This window comes from Mucilaginibacter sp. PAMC 26640, from assembly GCA_001596135.1.
Taxonomy (GTDB): Bacteria; Bacteroidota; Bacteroidia; order Sphingobacteriales; family Sphingobacteriaceae; genus Mucilaginibacter.
Window position 1 is genome coordinate 3,929,168 of record CP014773.1, and the last position, 23,332, is coordinate 3,952,499.

Consider the following 23,332-nt stretch of genomic DNA (forward strand, 5'->3'; position numbering starts at 1 on the left):
ATTTAACGAAGAATTTACTACTGATAAACTTCCTTATTAGCAGAGCTTAAGGTATTCTTCAACAAGCCAATAATGGTCATCAGGCCAACTCCACCGGGTACCGGCGTTATCCAGGATGCTTTTGCTGCAACGTTCTCAAAATCCACATCACCAAAAAGCTTGTAGCCCGATTTTGTTACCGTGGAGCTTTCGCGGTTCATACCAACGTCAACCACTACCACGCCGTCTTTCACCATATCGGCCGTGATGAAGTTCTTTTTACCGATCGCTACGATCAGGATATCGGCGTCCAGCGTAAATTTTTTAATATCGGGTGTTTTGCTGTGGCAAATGGTAACGGTACAGTTACCGGGCTGCGTATTGCGGGCCATCAGGATGCTCATAGGAGAGCCCACGATATTGCTGCGACCGACTACAACGCAATGTTTACCGGCGGTCTCAATACCGTATTCTTTCAGCATCAGGGTGATGCCATAAGGTGTTGCCGGAATAAAAGATGGCAGATTACGCTGCATGCGGCCCAGGTTTACCGGGTGGAAACCATCTACATCTTTACGATGATCAATTCGCTCGGTAACTTTCTCCGGGTCGATATGTTTTGGGAGTGGCAGCTGTACAATGATACCATCGATATCTGCATCGGCATTCAGTTCGGCAACTTTAGCCAGCAATTCTTCTTCGCTAACGGTATCTTCATAACGCACCAGCGATGATTTGAAACCAACCTTTTCGCAGTTCTTCATTTTGCTGGCCACGTAAGTTTCGCTGCCACCATCGTGCCCAACCAGTACCGCTACCAAATGCGGTTTGCGGCCCGTGCGCGCCAGAATTTCCGCCGCCTCTTCAGCGATTTCTACCTTAAGTTTTTCCGATACGTATTTTCCGTCGAGTAATTGCATAATTTCTAGCTCCCTAACCCCCTCAAGGGTGAATAATATTTATAAGCCCGGCCCTGTTGCTTATCAAAAAGCTCCCCCTTTAGGGGGCTGGGGGGCCTAATCGAGTTTCAACACTGCCATAAACGCGCTTTGTGGTATCTCTACGTTACCAACCTGGCGCATGCGTTTTTTACCAGCCTTTTGTTTTTCTAACAGTTTACGTTTACGAGATATATCACCACCGTAACATTTGGCGGTAACATCTTTACGCATTGCCTTAACCGTTTCGCGGGCAATGATCTTGGCACCAATGGATGCTTGTATAATGATCTCAAATTGCTGGCGCGGCAATAGCTCTTTCAGTTTTTCACAGATCTTCTTACCGAAATCGTAAGAGTTACCCCGGAAGATCAGTGACGACAAAGCATCAACCGGCTCCGCGTTCAGCTTGATATCCAGACGCACTAAATCTGATCTGCGGTAACCTATCTGGTGATAATCAAACGATGCATAACCTTTACTGATGGTTTTAAGCTTATCGTAAAAATCAAATACGATCTCGCCCATTGGCATCTCGAACACCAGTTCTACCCGATCTGATGTTAAATAGGACTGGTTTTTGATAAACCCGCGTTTCTGAATACACAGCGACATCACCGGGCCAACAAAATCTGATTTGGTAATGATGGTAGCCTTAATATAGGGCTCTTCAACAAAATCTATCTTACTTGGATCGGGCAGGTCCGACGGGTTATTAACGATGATCGGCTCGTTACGGGTGGTATAGGCGATGTACGATACGTTGGGTACCGTGGTGATCACCGTCATGTTAAACTCCCGCTCCAAACGCTCCTGGATGATCTCCATGTGCAGCATGCCCAGGAACCCGCATCGGAAACCAAAGCCTAATGCAGCAGATGATTCCGGCTCAAAAACCAGCGATGCATCATTCAACTGCAGCTTGGCCATAGACTCGCGCAGCTCTTCGTAATCATCGGTATCAACCGGGTAAATACCCGCAAATACCATTGGTTTTACTTCTTCAAACCCCTGGATACCACCTTCACAAGGGCGGGCGATGGTAGTGATGGTATCACCAACTTTTACCTCGCGCGATTCTTTTATTCCGGAAATAATATAACCTACGTCGCCGGTTTTGATCACGTCCTTAGGCGATTGTTTCAGTTTAAGCGTACCTACTTCTTCAGCAATATACTGTTTTTCGGTAGCGAAGAATTTCACACGGTCGCCTTTACGGATCTCACCGTTCACCACTTTAAAGTAGGCAACAATACCGCGGAAAGAATTGTAAACCGAATCGAAGATCAGCGCCTGCAGCGGCGCCTCAGGGTCGCCAACTGGGGCAGGCACACGCTCTATAATGGCACGCAGGATGTCAAAAACACCCATACCGGTTTTGCCGGATGCCGCCAGAATATCTTCGCGTTTACAGCCAATCAGTTCAACGATCTGATCTTTCACCTCCTCAGGCATAGCGCCGGGAAGGTCCATTTTATTTAAAACCGGGATGATCTCCAGGTCGTTTTCCAACGCTAAATAAAGGTTGGATATGGTTTGCGCCTGTATTCCCTGTGCAGCATCTACAATAAGCAATGCACCTTCGCAGGCTGCTATGGAGCGGGATACTTCGTAGGAAAAATCCACGTGCCCGGGGGTATCAATCAGGTTTAAAACATATTTTTGCCCGTCGAGTTCGTAATCCATCTGGATGGCGTGGCTCTTGATAGTGATCCCGCGTTCCCGCTCAAGATCCATATCGTCAAGCAGTTGTGCCTGGCTTTCGCGCTGGGTGATGGTACCGGTATACTCTAATAACCTATCGGCCAATGTGCTTTTGCCGTGGTCGATATGGGCTATAATACAAAAATTACGTATGTGCTTCATTCAGTCGCAAAAATAACTTTTTAGGCGGATAATTCGGCATAATTTAAGCGATTTAGCTAACTTGCTACGGCTATAAAATTCAAGGTAAATGATAAATTCGGGCATCATCAGCTTAATCGAGCAAAGGCTTTCGGTAACAATTGCCAATAGCAGCCCCGTGAGCGGCGGCGATATTAACGCTGTTTACGGTTTGCAAACCACTGCCGCAAAATACCTGCTCAAGGTAAATTCAGCCGGTAAATTTCCGAATATGTTCCTGCGTGAGCAGGAAGGATTATACGCTATGGCCGCCACCCAAACTGTCCGCATCCCTAAAGTATACTTACATGATGAGGTAGACGGAGAAAGTTTCCTGCTGATGGAATGGATCGAAAGCAAGCGGGCCACACCGGCCGGATCAGCTAACCTTGGCCGTAAACTTTCAGCAATGCACCGTTATACATCCGGAAGTTTTGGGTTTGATCAGGACAATTACATCGGCTCGCTGCATCAGTCGAATAAGCAGCAGAGCAATTGGGCGAACTTTTATATCACCGAGCGTTTGCAGCCTCTCCTTAGTTCTGCCATCAAAAAGCAGCAATTGAACGATAGCGATCAGGCGCAATTTAACCGGCTTTACCAGCAGCTCCCGGATCTGTTTGTGCCTGAAGCACCAGCGCTTCTTCATGGCGACTTGTGGAGCGGCAATTACCTCATTGATACCAACGATGAACCTTGCCTCATAGATCCGGCCGTATACTATGGGCACCGGGAAATGGATCTTGCGCTTACCACTTTATTTGGCGGATTCAGCCCGGAATTTTATAAAAATTATCAGGAAACCTATCCACTAGCAAAAGGATGGGAGCAGCGGCTCGATCTTTGGAATTTGTATCCTTTATTGGTACATGTGAATTTGTTTGGCGGTGCTTATGTGCAGCAATTACGAGGGAGCCTTAAAAAAATCCTTACTCGCTGATCCCTTCCACAAAAACCGGCGTTTCCGATACCTTTACCAACAGCTTGCCCCCATTAGTTTTCACCAGGATTTTGGTCATCGCATCGGCACCAGCCTTTAAATTATAAATCGCTGCCGATTTTGCCCACCTACCCAAATCGAGCGTATAATTTGCCCTGCGGCCTTTTTGATCAGGCACTGTTAATATATACATTGTTTTTGTCCCCATTTTATATTGATCTACCAATGGTTCCTGGCTAATGGTGCCCTGGTAAGTATACCCGCCCATCAGCCTGGTAGTTTGCAGAATGTAATCTGCGGCCGGGCGTCGTTTATTTCCTTCTGCCAGTCCGGATGTAGCATATTGCTCGCTGTTATTGGGTGTGGCATCAAAAAGCTGGTAAAAGAAGAGTCGTTTAACACCATGGCGCATGTACAATAAGGCGCTGCGTAAGATCCAGTCGGCCTGGGTAAGCAATGCCGGTTTGTTGCCAATGGCATGGGCGTGCTGGTAACTGCCGCCGTTAATATCGTATCCTGTTTCGGTAACCCAAACCGGGAGTGGTTTACGTAAACCGTTGGCCAGCTTTATAAAACCGTTGGCAATGGCTCCGGCTTCCGATAGTTCGGGCGCTACACCTATGGTTGGCTTTTTATGGGTTAAAATTTGGCCATCGTTTGCGTACAGGTGATAATTGATCACATCAAAACAAAGATCAATGCTGCCGTCCGGCTTAAGGCCCCGGTTTTTTTTGCACCATTGTATCATCCGGCTTACGTAACTGGTATCCGCAGTAGCCAAGCCGCTCATCACTACTTGTATGCTGGCATCTGCCGTTTTTACACCTGCATTTTTGCCAAGGGTACCTTTATGGCCATCATAAAAAGCAGAAAGGTTTGCTGCGTATTGCTCCGGGCTTTGTGTGGCTTTGTCACCTTTCCACCAGCGGTCGTTTTCGTTACCGCACTCCATGTACTTAATTAAACCCAGGCCGATCTTCACTTCGTTAGGCTTGTCGTTCGCCCAACGGGGGCGGGTATCTACTTTAACTAAAGCGGGATCGATAGCCTTGTTATAACCATATCTTGCGGCAAATTGAAAAGCTGTACGGGCCTGGATGACATAGGATGATGGTAAAGACAGATCCGAGCCATAGGGCACCGGCACGTTCTCATCATCACGCTGGTCTGCAGGGTAAGTATTCATCATCCAAACGGGCAGGTTTTTCAGATCGGCCAGCACCAGTATACTATCCTGCTTACACCGGGTGTAAATCAGGTCGTAATTCCAACTACCATCGTTGGTGGGGTTGTAGGTATAGTTTCCTTCGGTGTTTTCCAGCTTTTTCCAGTTCATGTAATGCCTCACCGCGCTGAACGATTTGATGAGCGCCATATGGGGTTCATAGATCTGATTGCGGTTATTTGGCGCGGCCGGGTCTTCCAGAAAATTCCATTCGTAACTATTAACGCCGAAAGCATTCTTTAAAGGCGTATCATGCGGGCCTTTTTTAATCGAATTATTGGTGGTAGTATCAGCGATCAAAGCCCCTTGTCCGGCTTGATCTTTTGTTTTAAACCGGCAGGCGGAAAGTGCCATTGCCAAAGTGCATACCGAAATTATCGCATAAGGTTTAAAAATTGCATTCATATTGGCGGATAGGGTTGTAGCCAGCTGAATCAACCGGCGGGGCTGTTATTTGGTTGCTGTTAAGCAAAGTTATCATAATTGGTTAGGGCATCTAACAAATCCCTATTAAGACAAATGCTGATATACATTATTCACCTAAACAAACTATACGATGAGGAAAATTCATCATTCCGGCAGTAGGTCTGGCGGGTAATGAATCAAAAAAGCAGAGCTGCATTAGGCGGCTCTGCTTTGAAAATTATTTTGAATGCTTCTTTAAAACAACATTTCCGGCGGTGGGGTAACACCTTTTAAGCGCAGATATATAGTGCCCTGGCCGCGGTGATGGGTTTGGTGTTCAAACGCCTTTGCCAACAATTGGCCGCGGGTGGTTTTCATTTTGCCCATCTCAACCGTTTCCTGCATTTGAGCATCAGCCAAGGTGGCTATGGAAGCAATGGCAAAATCATAACTATCCAAAACGGCTTTCGTAGTCGCCTCCTTGGTTTGCTCCACCGTTTTTTCTACCGATACGCCTTTGGCTAATGGCGGCGTTTTTCCGGTAACGGTTGCAATAAAAAAGTAGTTGGCATCGGCCAGGTGAAGGAACTGCTGAGCATAAGTGCGCACCTCCGGGGTGGCTTTGGATGTAAAACCATCGGCTGGCATCGCATCCAGGTAGGCTTTCGTATAAGCCTTGGCACGTGTCCATTCGGCTACAACTTGTTCCTTGGTCATTTGTGCAAAAGAGCTGGTGCAGGTAATTAATACTACCGCAATTAAAAGTGATAATTTTTTCATGGCTGGTTTTATTTTTAAGCTAAGATAGTTTGATTATTGATAATAAACTTTTTTTACAGCTTTTAAAATTGAATTTCCGGGCTTTGAGTCACCAAGATCTTCTTTCTTGAGCTTAACTTGAGCCTTCCCGTTTTTTAAATGATAGTAGTACGCGTATTCACCGCCAAATAAGCAGATTAGCACCAGCGCATTAGCCATAATATTTTTGAAAAACGTTTTTATCTGCCTATCATGAATGATCATATATTAGATTGTGTTAAAGCCGGTTATTAATTCTTTTGCAAAAGTATAGCAGTAATTTGGTGTTTTTGCGCGAGTTTAAACATTGCCCATATAACGTGAAGTTTTCTCGCAATTGCTCAATGGTAACTTTAACAAGTTAACTATCATCTTTATTAAACATTTTCAGCTAAATCGGACTTTATCCGTTAAAATAACTTTGTAGCAAATGACAACAGGATTGAAAAAACTTGACGGCCAGGTGGCCATGGTAACCGGCTCAGATAGCGGTATAGGCAGAGGCGTGGCGATAGCAATGGCTGCCGCAGGCGCAAAAGTGCTAATAAACTACGCCCATAACGGTGACGCTGCAGAGGAAGCGGTGAAAGAAATAACAGATAGCGGCGGCGAAGCATTTGCTTATCAGGCAGATGTGAGCAAGGAAGATGACGTGAAAAGCATGTTCGAAGCAATCATCAAAAAATATGGCACGCTGGATATCCTCGTAAACAATGCAGGCTTACAAAAGGATGCCAGTTTTGTAGATATGACACTTGATGAATGGAACACGGTAATAAGCGTTAATTTAACTGGTCAGTTTCTTTGTTCGCGGGAGGCAGCTAAAGAATTCATTAAAAGGGGAGTGGTGGAAGGCCGAAGTGCGGCAGCAGGTAAAATAATTTGCATGAGCAGTGTTCATGAGGTAATACCCTGGGCCGGCCACGTAAACTACGCTGCCAGTAAGGGCGGCATCAGTATGTTTATGAAAAGTATTGCACAGGAACTGGCCCCGCACAAGATCAGGGTGGTTGGCATCGGCCCCGGTGCTATTCAAACCCCTATTAACACAGACGCCTGGGAAACACCGGAAGCCTTGGATAAACTATTGACATTGATACCTTACGGCCGCATAGGGCAGCCGAAGGATATTGGCCAATTAGCCGTTTGGCTGGCTTCTGATGAAGCGGATTACATCACTGGAACCACGATTTTCATGGATGGGGGGATGACTTTGTATCCGGGTTTTGCGGATAACGGGTAAAAAAGGAGATAAATGGTCAAATTTGTCATCGTAAGGTCACAAACGCTGAACTGCTTTACATTAAATTAACTTAGTGTATTCTTTACAATAAGCTGTAGTCGATTTTATTTAGATATTGTAAATTTCACACTAAGTATCAGGCTGATTTTTTAATTTTTCTTATTTCGATGCCTTTATTTATCAAATATTCATAATAATTGATCATAATTTGGAGTATTGTTAACGGGAGTGTACTTTTGTTATGTAAATTAAAATATTAAAAAATAAAAGATATGAAAAAGATATTTGTAACAATCGCCATCGCTGCCAGCTTGTTCACCACTAACATATATGCTGCAACCAGCGCTCCTAAAATTGAAGATGGTACTGAAAACGTAACTTACGCCGCCATCACCAAATTCAACAGTGATTTCGCCCGTGCTCAAAATGCTTCATGGAAAGTTAGTTCAAACTTCCAGAAAGTAAGCTTTACTTTGGATGACGTTAAAATGTCAGCTTTTTACAATCTGCGTGGCGAACTGATCGGTGTAACTCAAAACGTACAGTTCAATGCATTGCCTGAGAAAGCAAGAAAAGAAATTGGTACTAAATACGAAGGTTACTTCGCTAAGGAAGTTATCAAATTAGAGACCGGCGACGACAACAGCTTTGATAACACTGTTTACTTTGTTGACCTGAAAAAAGATAACGACGAATTTTTGGTAAGAGTTACACCATCTGCCGGTGTTTACTTCTTCCAGACCGTAAAATAATCTGCAAGGCAAAATCCAAAAAATCACAAAATAAAAGCTACCCAATAGGGTGGCTTTTATTGTTTTAACCCATTTTTTACAATTTGTTTACTTGCACAAATATTTTTATTTGCTTAGTAATAATTTTATATATTTGAAATGATAGTTGTACATTCTATAATTGAATATCAAACCTTTTTATACTCAGTTGAATTACTCACTCATCATCAAACAAAATTATTAATACCGATTATAACAAGATTATGAAAACTGGAAAAGTAAAATGGTTTAACACACAAAAAGGTTATGGATTTATTGTTACCGATGATGGCAAAGATTTGTTTGTGCACTTTAAAGATGTACAAGGCGGCGTAAATGCTATAAAGGATAACGACAGCGTTGAATACGACGTTGAAGATGGCAGAAAAGGGCTACAGGCTGTAAACGTAAAAAAAGTTTAGTCAGCTTATTAAATAATAGCACCCCTGTGTAAGCAGGGGTTTTTTTTATGTAAAAAAATTAGGCGCGACCTGGCGCTATATTTACTTTAGCCTTACCAATTAAACTACCTGATATGAACGACAGCTCCCCGGCGAACATCCCTAAAAATGTAATATTCATTGTACTGGTAGCCTCGTTAGGCTATTTTGTTGATATCTACGATCTACTGGTGTTTTCTATAGTGCGTAAAGCAAGCCTGCAAGATATTGGTATAGCAGATGCAGACATGCTTATTAAAGGGCAGTTTATCATCAATGTACAAATGTTTGGTTTACTACTGGGCGGCATTGTATGGGGCGTTATTGGTGATAAGCTCGGCCGTATTAAAGTTTTGTTCGGTTCTATTTTGCTTTACTCCGTCGCCAATTTTGCCAACGGGCTGGTACACGATGTTAATACTTACGCATTTATCCGCTTTATTGCAGGTGTTGGTTTGGCCGGAGAACTTGGTGCCGGCATTACGCTGGTGAGCGAAACGCTGAGCAAAGAAAAGCGGGGTTATGGTACCATGATCGTGGCAGTAATTGGCCTATTTGGTGCTGCCGCGGCCTATGCGGTAGCCAAATACGGCTGGCGCGAGGCTTATTTTGTAGGTGGCGGCCTGGGTATTCTTTTGTTATTGTTGCGGTTAGGCACCTTTGAATCCGGCATGTTTAAAAACGTTAAGGATAGTGCGGTATCTAAAGGCAATTTCTTTATGTTGTTTACCAGTTTTGCGCGATTTAAAAAGTATTTGTATTGCATACTCATAGGCGCACCGCTTTGGTACGTAGTGGGGGTGCTGGTAACGCTGTCGCCGGAGTTTGGTAAGGCTTTGGGAGCGGCCGTTCCCCTTAGCGCAGGTGAAGGGGTACTTTATACCTATATTGGCATCTCTATAGGCGATATTTTTGCAGGTTTGCTGGCGCAGGTAACTAAATCAAGAAAATTGACCATGGCCGTATTTCTGCTGCTTTCTGTAATCAGCGCGACCACCTATTTAAGTTCAAAAGGAATTTCGCATGATAAGTTTGTGTGGATCTGTTTTTTTATGGGGTGCACAGTTGGCTATTGGGCTACGTTTGTAACCATAGCGGCGGAACAATTCGGCACCAACATACGTTCAACCGTTACTACTACCGTACCGAATTTTGTACGTGGATCGCTGATCCCCATTAATCTGGCGTTTAACGCTTTTGTAGTGCATTATGGGATGATCACCAGCGGGTATATTATGATGGGGATTTTAACACTGGTAGCGCTGTTTGCCTTAAGTCAGCTAAAAGAAACCTTTGGTAAAGATTTAAATTACATAGAAGAGGAAGCGGGGATAAGCTAGTACAGTTTAACCAGATTGGTTAAACAGCCCGGCAAGGGATTGAGTAAAACCGATAGTTTGTTTAGTTTTGCTGGCTAAATAAGTAATTCACAAGACTAATAAACACTAATTGATGATTACTAAGGAACAAGTTGCTGCCGGTTACCGCGAGATACAGGACGAGATTTGTGCAGCATTGGAGGCTACCGACGGACAGGCAAAATTTGAAGAGGAAATTTGGGAACGCGATGGCGGGGGCGGTGGCCGTACGCGCATCATCCAGAATGGGAATATCTTTGAAAAAGGCGGCGTAAACTTTTCTGCGGTGCATGGCACCCTGCCGCACACTATGAAAAAGGCGCTGAACGTGGAGCTAGATAACTTTTTTGCCACCGGCATATCTATCGTTATCCATCCCAACCACCCGATGGTGCCGATCATCCACATGAACATCCGCTATTTTGAAATGCCCGTGACCAATGGCGAAGCGCCGGTGCGCTGGTTTGGCGGGGGGATAGACCTCACACCTCATTATGTAATTGAAGAGGATGCAAAATTCTTCCACCAGCAAATTAAAAATGTTTGTGATCATTTTAACGACGGCTTTTATCACCGGTTCAAGATCTGGGCGGATGATTATTTCTTTATAAAACACCGTGACGAAACCCGGGGCGTAGGCGGCATTTTTTATGACAGGCTCACCGCCAACGACAGCATGAACTGGGAAATGATCTTTGAATTTTCTAAAGTGCTTGGTCGTTCATTCATACCTACCTACACCGAATTGGTGAACCGCCACCGTAACGAAGCATTTACGCCGGAGCAGCAGCAGTGGCAGTACCAGCGCCGCAGCCGTTACACCGAATTTAACCTGGTGTACGATGCCGGAACCCGTTTCGGACTGGAAACCAATGGCCGGATAGAATCGATCCTGATGAGCCTGCCGCCAACTGCCAAATGGGTATATGATTATCACGCGCAGCCCGGCAGTGAAGAAGAAAAGACCTTGTCGCTTTTGAAGAAAGGCATCAATTGGGTTTAGATATGTTAAAGAAATTCATACCTCCAATTTTATTGGTCGGAACGCTTCTCTCTTTCCGACCCAATGATATCGTGCATGAAGGGAGTTTAGAGGGCGGAAAACCCCCGGGAACCGCTCATCGTATGCTCAAGGCCCTGGCCGGCACCTACCAATACGCGGGCGGTATTTACAATGGCAAAGCTGAAAAACCCTCCGGGGGTTACACACTCCAGCGCAAATACGATAAAATGACCTATACAGGCTTGTTTATCGAGAAAGGCGAGCAAACCCTCATCTATGAAAAAGGCAACTACCGCTTGGCGCAGGATACCTGCTTTGAAACCCAAACTTACAGCAGTCAGCCATCTAAAGTAACAGGGGTTACCCTGCATTATCAATACCAGTTAAGGCACGATACGCTCAGCTTGAAGGGGGGTCTGCCTAACGGAACAACCGTGCTGGAATATTGGAAAAAAGTAAATGGCAACCCACTTTAATTTGCAAAAATGCTTATGATAGGTGATTCCGAAGTGTTCCAAATGTCTGTTCCAATCTATTTTTTTGAGAAGTATAAAAATTTGTTTAAATGTCTTATTACAAGCATTTTAAAAAGCTTTATCTAAACAACAGGGATGTTCCAATTTGTTCCAGGTCGCATCGGTAAAATACTGATAATCAGCGATAAACACAATAGTGGTGTTCCACATTCGCAAAGCGGAACAGCCTGCTCATTTACAGGGCATAAGGTGTCAAATGTTAGGAAAAAAAGAAGCGATCACCATATAAATTCTTAACTTCGCAGGTCGTTTAAGAAAACCAATTTCAAACGCATTACTGATTATATTTTCCACTTACAAAAAAAATGGCTGAAGAGACAGAAAACGATAATCCGCATAAAGAAGACAGAATAATTTCGATAAATATTGATGAGGAGATGCGAGCCGCTTACATTGATTATTCAATGTCGGTTATAGTATCCAGGGCACTCCCCGATGTCCGCGACGGTTTAAAACCGGTTCACAGGCGTGTGTTGTATGGTATGCTCGATCTGGGTTTGGCTAACAACAAGCCATACAAAAAATCTGCTCGTATAGTAGGTGAGGTACTGGGTAAGTACCACCCGCACGGTGATACTTCGGTATACGATGCCATGGTACGTATGGCGCAAGACTGGAGTCTTCGCTACCCATTTGTGGAAGGTCAGGGTAATTATGGTTCTATTGATGGTGACCAGCCCGCAGCAATGCGTTACACCGAAGCTCGTTTGGAGAAGATTGCCGAAGAGATGCTGGCCGATATCAATAAAGATACGATTGACTTCCAGTTGAACTTTGACGACTCCCTGCATGAACCAACGGTACTACCTGCAAAGTTCCCCAATCTTTTGGTGAATGGCGCCAGTGGTATTGCAGTAGGTATGGCCACCAACATGGCACCGCACAACTTGTCGGAGATTATTGATGCAACCGTTGCCCTGATAGACAACCGCGAAATTGAAATTGCGGAATTGATGAAATATGTAAAAGGCCCGGATTTCCCTACAGGTGGTATCATCTATGGTTATGAAGGCCCGCGCCAGGCACTCGAAACAGGCCGCGGACGTATTGTTATCCGTTCCCGGGCGGAAATAGAAACCTATAATGGCGAGCGCGAACGCATTATCGTAAGTGAAATACCTTACCAGGTGAATAAGGCGCTGATGATTGAGCGTACTGCAGAGTTGGTTAACGAAAAGAAAATTGAAGGTATTACGGCAATCCGTGATGAAAGTAACCGCGAGGGGATCCGCGTGGTGTACGAGATCAAACGCGATGCGAATGCGGCTATTGTACTGAATAATCTTTACAAATATACTGCCCTGCAAACCTCTTTCAGTGTAAATAATATCGCGCTGGTACATGGCAGGCCAATGATGCTCAACCTGCGGGACCTGATCCATCATTTTGTTGAGCACAGGCATGAAGTAGTTATCCGCCGTACTAAATATGAACTGGCCGAAGCCGAAAAACGTGCCCACATCTTAGAGGGTTTACTGATCGCATTAGATCATATTGAAGAGGTGATCCGCCTGATCCGCGCCTCTTCCACACCGGATGAAGCCCGCGAAGGTTTGATGGCTAATTTTGCTTTGAGCGATATCCAGGCACGTGCCATTTTGGATATGACCTTAAGGCGCTTAACCGGACTGGAGCGCGATAAGATCAAAGATGAGTACGATGCTTTAATGAAAACCATCGACTATTTGAAATCTATCCTTGCCGATGAAGGCCTGCGCATGCAGATCATCAAAGATGAGCTATTAGAGATAAAAGAGAAATACGGCGATGAGCGCAAAACCGAAATAGTGCATTCATCTGCAGAGATGCAGACAGAAGACTTTATTGAGGATGAGGACGTAGTGATCACTATCTCCAGAGAAGGTTATATTAAACGTACCTCGCTGACCGAGTATCGCAGGCAGGGCCGTGGTGGTAAAGGCGCTATAGGGAGCAACAGCCGTGACGCCGACTTTATAGAGCACTTGCTGGTGGCATCTAACCACAACTATATGCTGTTCTTTACCGAGAGTGGGCAGTGTTTTTGGTTGCGTGTGTTTGAGATCCCTGAAGGTACCCGTACCTCTAAGGGCCGGGCCATCCAGAATATCATCAATATCCCGAAAGAAGAAAATATTAAAGCTTACATCAAGCTTAAATCGCTGAAGGATACTGACTACCTGGAAAATAACTTCATTATCATGTGTACCAAAAAAGGTGTTATCAAGAAAACATCTTTAGAGGCCTACAGCCGTCCGCGTGCCAATGGTATCAACGCCATTAATATTAACGAAGGTGATTCTTTACTGGAAGCAACATTGACAACAGGTACCAGCGAAATTGTTATGGCACTGCAGTCAGGCCGTGCTATCCGCTTTAATGAGTCAACCGTTAGGCCAATGGGCCGTACAGCCACAGGGGTACGCGGTATCAGCTTGGATAGCGACAATGATGAGGTTGTAGGTATGATCGCCGTAGACGATAAAGAAACAACTGTTTTGGTGGTGTCAGAAAAAGGTTATGGTAAACGTACCGACATTGACGACTACCGTGTTACCAACCGTGGTGGTAAAGGTGTAAAAACTTTGAATGTTACCGATAAAACCGGAAAACTTGTTGCCATAAAAGGTGTTACTGATAAGGAAGATTTGATGATCATCAACAAATCGGGCGTTATCATTCGCATAGCAATAAGTGAACTGCGTACTATGGGCCGCGCAACACAAGGGGTAAGGCTGATTACATTGAAAGGTAACGATGCGATTGCTTCAGTTGCGAAAGTGGAGCATGATGAAGATGAAGAGCTGGATAATGCAGTAATTGCAGAAGCTGAGGCGGATAAAGAAATCTTAGCCGCTACCGAGGCAGATATTGAAGCCGGTATCGATAACGAACTGCCGATCCATCCGGATACGGAGATTGACAAAGGTGAGGCAGATGATGAACCTGCAGACGATGACAAAACAGAATAAAAATGCAGCATAGCCGTAAATTCGGAATATTAATCTTAGGGTTGTTTATCACTTCCTGTGCTTTTGGTCAAACAGAAGCACTTAAGGCAGTGGTAAACAACCTTGCTTTTTATAAGCAAAAAGGCGATTTGGCCTTTTTGTCAAGAGCTAAAAAATCTGCCGACAGTTTGATCGTAACCCGTAAAGACTCTACGGACCTGGAGAAGAACATCTATCGGCTCATCGTGAATTCGAGCATTTTGAATACCGATACGCTAAACAAACTCAATCAGCCGGATGCGTTTCTTGATCAAACTGCCGATCTGCTTGATAAATTATCTACCAAGCAACAATCTTACAAGTATCAGCCCGAGATAGATTATTCAAAACGCTGCCTTACCGATGCCTATATTCGCAGAGGCTTTATAGCTAGCACTGCAGGTGATTTTTCAAAAGCCACTATTCAATTTCAAAGAGCCAAAACCTATTCTCCTTCATTTAAACCGATTAATTCTTATTTGGCATTTGCCAATAACAAACAAGGGAATTTGCAGGAAGCGGCTAAAAACTACAGCAATCTCATCAATACGGATAGTACACGTGTTGAGTATCTCGCTACCGCCTCATCAATATACAAATCGTTGGGAGACACTGCTAAAGCTTTACAGGTTTTAAAAAAGGGACGCAAGCTCTTACCAAATGACAAGCAGCTTTTGCAGGATGAAGCTAACATCTATAATAACGAAAGAGACTATAAATCGTTAGAACCCTTGTTAATTCAACTGATAGACAACAATCCAAACAACGCTGATATTACATTTGTGGCTGCCAACTGTTATGATCATTTAAATCAGTACGATAGAGCAGAATCTTTATATCTTAGAGCGATAGAGTTGAATGGCGCAGCTTACGAGCCCGTGTTTAATTTAGGCCTGCTGTATTTTAAAAAAACCGCTTTAAAAAATGATGATGGAAACAAGAACATCACCAGCGCCATACTTTGGCTGGAGAAAGCTAATGAAATGGCACCGCGGGATAAAAATTGCCTGGCGTTATTACAGTTAGCGTATACAAAAACTGGTAATCAAAATCAGCTGAACAGGATAAACAGCAGCTTGCAACAAGTAACTAACTAAATGCAAAATAGCTGTGGCGCGTAGCTCACGGCAAACTTTTAACTTAAATACAAAAACTATTTAAAATGAAAATTAAATTTTTGATGGCTGGCCTTCTCGGCCTTATCTCGGCAACAACTTTTGCACAAAAGGGCGAGCTGAATAATGCTCAAAGCGAGTTTGACAAGTACGAAGCATTCCTTAAAATACAACCGGCAACTGCTTTCACTAATTTAGCTAACGCTAAAACATCTATAGATAAAGCTGTTGCCAATGAAAAGACCAGCCAGCTGGCACAGACCTTTGCTTTGAAAGGTAATATTTACGCCGGTTTGGCTCTAAAAGACAGTACTGCCGCACCAACTCTTATACCTGTAGCGGATGAGGCTTTGAAAAAAGCAGCAACCTTGGATACCAAAGGCGAACAGAAAAAACTGATTGATAACGGCAACTCTTATCTGGCCCAATACTACATTAACCGTGGTGTAAAAGAATTCCAGGCGGCAAAGTATGATCTTGCCTACAAATCATTCGACGGTTTCCGTACACTTCGCCCGGATGATACCACTGCTATTCTATACACTGGCCTTGCAGCTTATAATTCCGGCAACTTTGACGGAGCTATAACTAACTATACCAAACTGGTTACTACCAAGTATTCTGGCGTAGAACGGATCTATGATGAAATGTCTAATGCTTATTTGAGCAAAAAAGACACCGCAGGTGCTTTAAAAATAGTAGCGGAAGGTGTTACAAAATTCCCATCAAGTGCCCAATTACGTAAAAAAGAGATTGAAATTAGCTTGCAAAGCGGTAAATCACAGGCCGTACTTGAAAAAGTTTTGGAGGCAATTAAAAACGATCCGAAAAATAAATCGCTTTACTTTTACGCGGGCTTAGTGTATTCTCAAACTGCAGATGGTGCCTCTGCTGCTGCTAAAAAAACTAAAGACATTCCTGCCAAAACCGCAGCTAATCTGAAGAAAAAAGAAAACTACGAAAAAGCTGCCGATATGTTTAAAAAGGCCATAGAGGTTGATCCAAATTATTTTGAAGCTAACTTGAACCTTGGTTACGTACTGCTTGCACCTGCAATTGAAACTTATAACTCAGCAAACGCATTGCCTGGCACTTCGGCAATGACTAAGCAATACAATGCTTTAGTGGCCAAAGCCGGACAAGAGTTTGATCTTGCAAAACCGTACTTGGTAAAAGCAGTTGAACTGAATCCCAAGAGTGCTGACGCATTATCGAATCTGATTACTTATTATAAAGGTAAAAAAGATGACGTTAATGTTGCCAAATACACTAAGCTATTAAAAGAATTGTAGTATTGCTACCTTGAAACACAAAAAGCTGCCCCTAAACAGGCAGCTTTTTGTGTTTACACCCAGTAAGTTGTGGTTTGCTTATCCTTTTCCGGCGACCGTCTTTTTTGAGAATGAATCATTTCCAAAAAGCTTAAATTTACTTTTCTGCTATATAAAAATTCCTATTTTTGCGGCAAGAGATAAATCACAGTAGTAGGTGATTTACATATTTCATTATTTATAAAAATTTAAATCATAGTTGTAGATGATTAGTATTACACTCCCAGATGGTTCCGTTCGTCAGTATGACAAAGGAATCAGTTCTATGCAGATAGCGCTGTCTATCTCCGAAGGATTAGCAAGAAACGTTTTAGCCGCCGAAGTGAACGGCGAAGTGTGGGATGCCACTCGCCCCATTGAAGAAGATTCAGCCGTTAAATTACTGACCTGGAATGACCCTAAGGGTAAAGCAACCTACTGGCACTCTTCTGCTCACTTGCTAGCTGAAGCACTAGAAGCGCTTTATCCCGGCACAAAGTTTGGGATAGGCCCGGCGATCGAAACTGGTTTTTATTATGATGTTGATTTTGGCGACAAAACCTTATCATCTGATGATTTCAAGAAGATTGAAGATAAGATGATCGAGTTAGCTAAACCTAAAAACCAGTACATCCGCAAGCCGGTGAGTAAGGCAGATGCCGTTGCTTATTTTACGGATAAAGATGACGAGTATAAACTCGACCTGATCAAAGACCTGCCGGATGGTGCGATCACCTTTTATTCTCAAGGTAATTTTACGGACCTGTGCCGTGGGCCGCATATCCCCAATACAGGCTTTATAAAGGCCGCTAAGCTCATGAGCCTTGCCGGTGCTTACTGGCGTGGTGACGAAAGCCGTAAACAGCTTACACGTATCTATGGGGTTACTTTCCCCAAAGCAAGTGAGCTGACCGAATATCTTCATTTGATTGAAGAAGCTAAAAAGCGAGATCATCGCAAATTGGGAAAAGAATTAGAATTGTTTGCCTTCAGCGAAAAAGTAGGGATGGGCTTGCCTTTGTGGTTGCCTAAGGGCACCGCTTTGCGCGAACGCCTCCAAAACTTTTTGCAAAAAGCACAAGTAAAAGCTGGTTACGAACAGGTAATGACCCCACACATCGGGCACAAAAACCTGTATGTAACTTCAGGGCATTACGATAAATATGGTGCGGATTCATTCCAGCCAATAAAAACCCCGCAGGAAGGGGAGGAGTTCTTTTTAAAACCAATGAACTGCCCGCACCACTGCGAAATATACAAAACTAAACCACGGTCATACAAAGACCTGCCGGTTCGTTTGGCCGAGTTTGGTACGGTTTACCGGTACGAGCAAAGTGGCGAGCTGCACGGCCTAACCCGTGTTCGTGGCTTTACACAGGATGATGCGCACTTGTTTTGCCGCCCCGACCAGGTGAAGGAAGAATTTAAAAAAGTGATAGATCTGGTGCTGTACGTTTTTAAAGCATTAGGCTTTGAAAACTATACCGCACAGGTGTCCTTGCGCGACCCGGAGAATAAAACCAAATATATCGGTACCGATGAGAATTGGGCTTTAGCGGAGTCAGCAATTATAGAAGCCGCAGCAGAGAAGGGTTTAAGTACCGTTGTGGAGTTAGGCGAAGCCGCTTTCTACGGCCCTAAGCTTGATTTCATGGTGAAAGATGCCCTTGGCCGTAAATGGCAGCTGGGTACTATCCAGGTAGATTATAACCTGCCCGAGCGTTTTGAACTGGAATATACCGGCAGCGACAATCAAAAACACCGCCCGGTGATGATCCATCGTGCGCCTTTCGGTTCAATGGAACGTTTTATTGCAGTATTGATTGAGCATTGCGCAGGTAATTTCCCGCTTTGGTTATCTCCCGAGCAATTTATTATCTTGCCGATATCGGAAAAATATGAAGATTATGCAAAAAAACTTTCTGATGTGTTAAAAGATTCCGATATTTGCGGGCTAATTGATTTCAGAGACGAGAAGATCGGGCGTAAAATACGTGATGCTGAAGTTAAAAAGATCCCATATATGCTGATCGTGGGCGAAAAAGAGGCTGCTGAAGGGCAGGTTTCTGTACGCAAGCACGGCACAGGAGATTTGGGAAGTATGAGCATTGAAGAATTTAAAGTTCAAATAATTAAAGAAATAACAGTATAACTTGGCATTAAACAAACCTTTCAACAGAGGACCAAGGCTTCCATTTAAGAAAAAGGAAGCTGAACACAACATCAATCAGTTCATTAGGGCTCAGGAAGTGCGCCTTGTGGGCGACAACGTTGAGCAAGGTATTTTCTCTTTAAGAGATGCTTTAGCCATAGCCCAGGAGCAGGAACTCGACTTAGTTGAGATCTCCCCGAATGCAGTTCCGCCGGTTTGTAAAGTAACGGACTATAATAAGTTCATTTACGAGCAGAAGAAGAAGCTTAAGGAGATCAAAAGCAACGCCAAGCAAACTGTAATTAAAGAAATTCGTTTCGGGCCAAATACAGATGACCATGATTTCGACTTTAAGTTGAAGCATGCCACCAAGTTTTTGGAGGCCGGCGAAAAGGTAAGAGCTTACGTTCACTTTAAGGGTCGTGCGATTGTTTACAAAGAGCAGGGCGAAATCTTGCTGCTTCGTTTTGCACAGGCGCTTGAAGAAGTTGGTAAAGTAGAACAATTGCCGAAACTGGAAGGTAAACGGATGTTTTTAACCGTTGCACCGAAGGCGCTGAAAAAATAGATTTGAGATGTTGGATTTGAGACTTTAGATTTTTATCGGTCTTTTACTAACAGATTATAAAGCAAAAACCCGGGAAATGAAGTGTGCCGGTAAGAGAAGTTTCTTCTCATATCTCACATCTCAAATCTCACATCTAAATAAATAATAGAGTTATGCCAAAAATGAAAACCAATTCCAGTGCTAAAAAGCGCTTTAAGCTTACTGGAACCGGTAAAATTGCCCGTAAAAACGCATTCAAAAGCCACATCTTAACCAAGATGTCGACTAAACGTAAGCGTAACTTAAGTCACACAAGCTTAGTTTCTAAAGCTGACTTAGGTAACGTAAAACGTATGCTTTGCATCGGAAAGTAATTAAACAATTTTTTAACCAGGTATTAGAGTAACAAAAGATCCTTAGCTGGACACTCACTACCAAAAACAAAAACAAATGCCACGTTCAGTTAACGCAGTCGCGTCGAGAAGACGCCGTAAAAGGATCATGATCCTCGCCAAAGGTTATTGGGGATCAAGAAGCAAGGTTTATACCGTTGCAAAAAACACAGTAGAAAAAGGTTTACAGTACGCTTATCGTGACCGTAAGACCAAGAAAAGAGAATTCAGAGCATTATGGATCCAGCGTATCAACGCAGGTGCCCGTCAGCACGGCATTTCTTACTCACAATTAATTGGAAAATTAGCTGCTAAAGAAATCGGTTTAAACCGTAAAGTTTTAGCTGATTTAGCAATGAACCATCCTGATGCTTTCAAAGCTATCATTGATGCTGTGAAATAAGAATAGAATTCTTAGATATATAAAAGGCTTTCAGAGTAATCTGGAAGCCTTTTTAGTTTAAAATTATCGCGGTTACAATTATAATTGGAACCTTGCGGTCTGGTTATTGAAACGGTGAAAAATTTGCATGGAAGTTTTGGCGCTGTAGCTTTTAGTCGTCATCAAGATGAAGCCTAAGAAGATAAAAAAGCTCGCTAATGATATACTGTGGCTTACCTACAACATTAAGTAATTTGGTAACCATGTCGCAAACCACCCATGACGGTGCGTTCGGGTATGTTCGGGCTGTTTTTTGGCGTTTCTACCTGCGCTTGTATGCGAACGCGAACAAAAGAAAGGCCCCTATTAAGGGGCCAAAGCTATTAAAGGTTAGTAGCGGTTCCATCACCAGGTGCCTGGCGATTTTGCCATGGTCGGTCAGTTTCATCAGAAGGTTGTTTCAGGTTGTCCACATCATGCGCAATATCCCGATCATTTTGCTCGATGCCACCCTGGTCATTATCCGGCATGCCATCAATAAATGTTTCTGTAACTACAAAAGCAATGGGTTCCTCAAATGCACCTGCATCTTCCATCAGCCCGTTATCTTCAATATCCATGTAGCGTTTAAAATTCCGGATATCGCTATCCACCATGCTTTTGAAAACCGGGTTCAGAAGATGTGCGATACCACCGCCAAAGCCACCCGCAGGCGGGCGATAGGAAATGGTAACATCCAGTAAGGTACCCAAAGCATCGGGGCTGTCTTGAAAACGTACTTTACCTGCATTATCAATCATAGAATCAGGCAAAGAACTCCATCCGATCATGTATCCCGGGTCATCATGTACAATAGCAGCATCCCAGCTCAGAGATGGTGCACCCAAAGGCATTTTTAATACCCAATGCGAGTGGATGTCATCAACCAGTTCCACACTCTTCAGGTGATTCATGAATAGAGGGAGGTTATCCAGTTTTCGCCAAAATGCATAAATTTCTTCACGTGGCTTCGCGACAAAGAAGGTTGATCTTATATTTATATTTACCGGTTCTGTTGAATTGCGGCCCATTCCGGCATATAGCTGGCAATGACCTGTAATACCACGATTGAGCAGGTAACCCCCTGCGCCTATTTTAATAATGCTTGAAAAAGGGCTACGAAATATCCCTTTTAAACCGGATAATGCCAGCTTTGTACCGCCAGCTATAGAAATGGTTCGTTCAGCTGCTGATAAATTTATTGCAGGCTCCTGCTTAGCAGCGGGGCCTTTATATCTGTTTTGCATAGTTGCTATTCTCATGGTAGGTGGTTTTGATACCATTTTAAACAGCTGATAGCAAATGTGGTTTGCCTTTAGTTAAATAAATTTCATTCAGTGTAACTCATGCGGAATTTATCAAGGTTGGGCAGGAATTTTTTGGCCCGTTTTTGTTCGTATTGCATAATCACTTGCCCAAGGTTTTTAAGAAACGGCAGGCATACTGTTTTGTACTCATATTTGTCGTCATTCAGAATTCCATCTTCGTTGGATTGCACAACGGCACTCAGCATAAACTCTACCTTAGTGCTAAAATCAATAATGTAGGCGTTATCGATATCGTAACCGTACGAGTCGCCAACCTTATTAAAGATGCGTACATTGGGGTTGATCGTTGCCAGGCTGTCTGCGCCGTAATAAAGGAATTTACAATAGGCCGGGTAATATTCCGGGCGATTGTAGGTTGGCTTGTTACTTTCAGTGGGGAACATACTCATGTAACGGTAAATAAGTTTATAGTCGCCGGCCGTTAAATTGTAACGCTGGTCTTTAGTGAAAGCTTCCGGAAAAAGCAACCGGCGGATCACCATCTGTTGATCGGCCAGTGGGTAAATATTCATACTGCTAAAATCAAACGGTGTCATCACCAGGCTGTCTTTATTGTCCAGATGACCTTTGCCCTGGATCATATTCTCCAGTTGCATCGGGTAATCATTGGTGTCGCGCAGTGACTTTTTTGTATAGATCAGCTTATTGCTCGAATAGAAATTAACAGGGTTGGTGTTGCGTGCGCTTTCACCCCGGTCGCCAACAGCAAGGCGGCTCACAATGCGGGTATTAAGTAGACCATACTTTTTTAGATTTTTGTTGATCTCCTCCCGGCCGGTAAATTCATACAGGCGGTTGTAGGCGTCGTTGTCGCTCACCAGCAAAATTTTCTTAATGTAATTCTCAATAGAAGGCAACCCTGTTTTGGATAAGGTATCTGACAATACACGGCTTTGTCCTTTAAAAGCACTATCGGTAAGCATATCGGCAGTTTTTAATTTCTTTAATCTCAACGCGTTGATCTTTTCTAATGTAAAGATGGCTGTAGGCAGTTTCACGGTACTGGCCGGGTAAAAATAATGGTGCGGATTGAGCCTATAGCTGTAAGTTGTGAAGTGAGGATTATTACGTTCGTCGCGGTTTATCTGTGTGTAAAGAATCTGTATTTCGTTTTTGGCGGGGTGGTTTAAAATACCGCTAAATAGTTCCGGGTGCGATTGCAGCAGCTGTTTCAGCAACACGGTATCGGTTTTTTGTGCCAATGCAGCATTAGTAATCAATAAACAGAATAGGAGCAGGCGAGTTGTCATAGGATAAATATACAAGCAATTGTTTGCCGATGCTAAATGTTGTTGTACTTTCGCAGCGCTTTAGGTTCCTGATGTTGTCATTAGGATTAAAAGGGAATACAGTGTAAATCTGTAACTGTCCCGCAGCTGTAAGCGCTATCAACCGGAGTCCATTCTTAAAAAGTCACTGTTCGCATGCGCGGATGGGAAGACGGGACAAAGGGGCGCAAGTCAGAATACCTGCCTCAGCATTATATTATTCATAGCTTTCGGGGATTGAAGCTTGGATGTGAATGCTCTTATCAAAAGTGGCGTATTTCCATTCTATTCATTCTTGTATGCTGTGGGGT

Annotated in this window: 21 protein-coding genes and 1 other annotated feature; of the genes, 14 read left to right on the forward strand and 7 right to left on the reverse strand. The window is 43.6% G+C overall.

From position 1 onward, the window contains the following. Positions 1 to 17: 17 nt before the first annotated feature. Complete coding sequence (locus tag A0256_16985; protein ID AMR32991.1) at positions 18 to 899, reverse strand: bifunctional 5,10-methylene-tetrahydrofolate dehydrogenase/5,10-methylene-tetrahydrofolate cyclohydrolase; 882 nt, start codon at positions 897 to 899, stop codon at positions 18 to 20. Between the two features lie 96 nt (positions 900 to 995). Further along, entirely contained in the window at positions 996 to 2,783 is a 1,788-nt protein-coding gene (locus A0256_16990) for an elongation factor 4 (protein AMR32992.1), read from the reverse strand. A gap of 88 nt (positions 2,784 to 2,871) precedes the next feature. Here A0256_16990 and A0256_16995 point away from each other — a divergent pair, with 88 nt between their 5' ends. Beyond that, positions 2,872 to 3,741, forward strand: coding sequence for a hypothetical protein (locus A0256_16995; GenBank protein AMR32993.1), 870 nt, complete (start codon positions 2,872 to 2,874; stop codon positions 3,739 to 3,741). On the opposite strand, the gene A0256_17000 is transcribed toward A0256_16995, so the two are convergent. The 3 genes from A0256_17000 to A0256_17010 all read right to left on the reverse strand — a co-directional run bounded on the left by A0256_17000 (position 3,731) and on the right by A0256_17010 (position 6,394). Further along, a complete protein-coding gene (locus A0256_17000) occupies positions 3,731 to 5,371 on the reverse strand; it encodes a hypothetical protein (GenBank protein ID AMR34597.1) in 1,641 nt (546 codons plus the stop codon). The genes A0256_16995 and A0256_17000 overlap by 11 nt on opposite strands. A 255-nt stretch (positions 5,372 to 5,626) precedes the next feature. Beyond that, positions 5,627 to 6,151 carry a hypothetical protein gene (locus A0256_17005; protein AMR32994.1) on the reverse strand — a complete coding sequence of 175 codons (525 nt, stop codon included), beginning with the start codon at positions 6,149 to 6,151 and terminating at the stop codon, positions 5,627 to 5,629. Positions 6,152 to 6,184: 33 nt separating this feature from the next. Then, on the reverse strand, positions 6,185 to 6,394 hold the full coding sequence (locus A0256_17010) for a hypothetical protein (protein AMR32995.1): 210 nt from the start codon (positions 6,392 to 6,394) through the stop codon (positions 6,185 to 6,187). Positions 6,395 to 6,599: 205 nt separating this feature from the next. On the opposite strand from A0256_17010, the gene A0256_17015 reads away from it, so the two are divergent. From A0256_17015 to A0256_17075, 13 genes are all read left to right on the forward strand, one after another. Further along, a complete protein-coding gene (locus A0256_17015; GenBank protein AMR32996.1) occupies positions 6,600 to 7,412 on the forward strand; it encodes a sugar dehydrogenase in 813 nt (270 codons plus the stop codon). 272 nt (positions 7,413 to 7,684) lie between these two features. Continuing rightward, the gene (locus A0256_17020; protein ID AMR32997.1) at positions 7,685 to 8,164 is read left to right on the forward strand and encodes a hypothetical protein; all 480 of its coding nucleotides are present in this window, start codon (positions 7,685 to 7,687) and stop codon (positions 8,162 to 8,164) included. Between the two features lie 242 nt (positions 8,165 to 8,406). Beyond that, complete coding sequence (locus A0256_17025) at positions 8,407 to 8,604, forward strand: cold-shock protein (GenBank protein AMR32998.1); 198 nt, start codon at positions 8,407 to 8,409, stop codon at positions 8,602 to 8,604. 113 nt (positions 8,605 to 8,717) lie between these two features. Next, the gene (locus tag A0256_17030; GenBank protein AMR32999.1) at positions 8,718 to 9,962 is read left to right on the forward strand and encodes an MFS transporter; all 1,245 of its coding nucleotides are present in this window, start codon (positions 8,718 to 8,720) and stop codon (positions 9,960 to 9,962) included. Positions 9,963 to 10,074: 112 nt separating this feature from the next. Then, on the forward strand, positions 10,075 to 10,983 hold the full coding sequence (locus A0256_17035) for a coproporphyrinogen III oxidase (protein AMR33000.1): 909 nt from the start codon (positions 10,075 to 10,077) through the stop codon (positions 10,981 to 10,983). 122 nt (positions 10,984 to 11,105) lie between these two features. Beyond that, the gene (locus A0256_17040; GenBank protein AMR33001.1) at positions 11,106 to 11,459 is read left to right on the forward strand and encodes a hypothetical protein; all 354 of its coding nucleotides are present in this window, start codon (positions 11,106 to 11,108) and stop codon (positions 11,457 to 11,459) included. 365 nt (positions 11,460 to 11,824) lie between these two features. Further along, positions 11,825 to 14,470 carry a DNA gyrase subunit A gene (locus tag A0256_17045; protein ID AMR33002.1) on the forward strand — a complete coding sequence of 882 codons (2,646 nt, stop codon included), beginning with the start codon at positions 11,825 to 11,827 and terminating at the stop codon, positions 14,468 to 14,470. A gap of 2 nt (positions 14,471 to 14,472) precedes the next feature. Continuing rightward, the gene (locus A0256_17050) at positions 14,473 to 15,585 is read left to right on the forward strand and encodes a hypothetical protein (protein AMR33003.1); all 1,113 of its coding nucleotides are present in this window, start codon (positions 14,473 to 14,475) and stop codon (positions 15,583 to 15,585) included. A gap of 65 nt (positions 15,586 to 15,650) precedes the next feature. After that, positions 15,651 to 16,895, forward strand: coding sequence for a hypothetical protein (locus A0256_17055; GenBank protein ID AMR33004.1), 1,245 nt, complete (start codon positions 15,651 to 15,653; stop codon positions 16,893 to 16,895). Between the two features lie 244 nt (positions 16,896 to 17,139). Next, positions 17,140 to 19,065, forward strand: a complete 1,926-nt coding sequence (locus A0256_17060) for a threonine--tRNA ligase (protein ID AMR33005.1) — start codon at positions 17,140 to 17,142, stop codon at positions 19,063 to 19,065. A 1-nt stretch (position 19,066) separates the two neighbouring features. Continuing rightward, positions 19,067 to 19,633, forward strand: coding sequence for a translation initiation factor IF-3 (locus A0256_17065; protein AMR33006.1), 567 nt, complete (start codon positions 19,067 to 19,069; stop codon positions 19,631 to 19,633). 152 nt (positions 19,634 to 19,785) lie between these two features. Continuing rightward, entirely contained in the window at positions 19,786 to 19,986 is a 201-nt protein-coding gene (locus A0256_17070; GenBank protein AMR33007.1) for a 50S ribosomal protein L35, read from the forward strand. Positions 19,987 to 20,062: 76 nt separating this feature from the next. Next, positions 20,063 to 20,407 carry a 50S ribosomal protein L20 gene (locus tag A0256_17075; protein AMR33008.1) on the forward strand — a complete coding sequence of 115 codons (345 nt, stop codon included), beginning with the start codon at positions 20,063 to 20,065 and terminating at the stop codon, positions 20,405 to 20,407. 362 nt (positions 20,408 to 20,769) lie between these two features. Here A0256_17075 and A0256_17080 read toward each other — a convergent pair whose 3' ends face one another. Both A0256_17080 and A0256_17085 read right to left on the reverse strand, forming a co-directional pair. After that, positions 20,770 to 21,708 carry a hypothetical protein gene (locus A0256_17080; GenBank protein AMR33009.1) on the reverse strand — a complete coding sequence of 313 codons (939 nt, stop codon included), beginning with the start codon at positions 21,706 to 21,708 and terminating at the stop codon, positions 20,770 to 20,772. 47 nt (positions 21,709 to 21,755) lie between these two features. Then, on the reverse strand, positions 21,756 to 23,003 hold the full coding sequence (locus tag A0256_17085; protein ID AMR33010.1) for a hypothetical protein: 1,248 nt from the start codon (positions 23,001 to 23,003) through the stop codon (positions 21,756 to 21,758). Positions 23,004 to 23,048: 45 nt separating this feature from the next. Next, positions 23,049 to 23,245 (forward strand) — a binding site (cobalamin riboswitch). Positions 23,246 to 23,332: the final 87 nt, after the last annotated feature.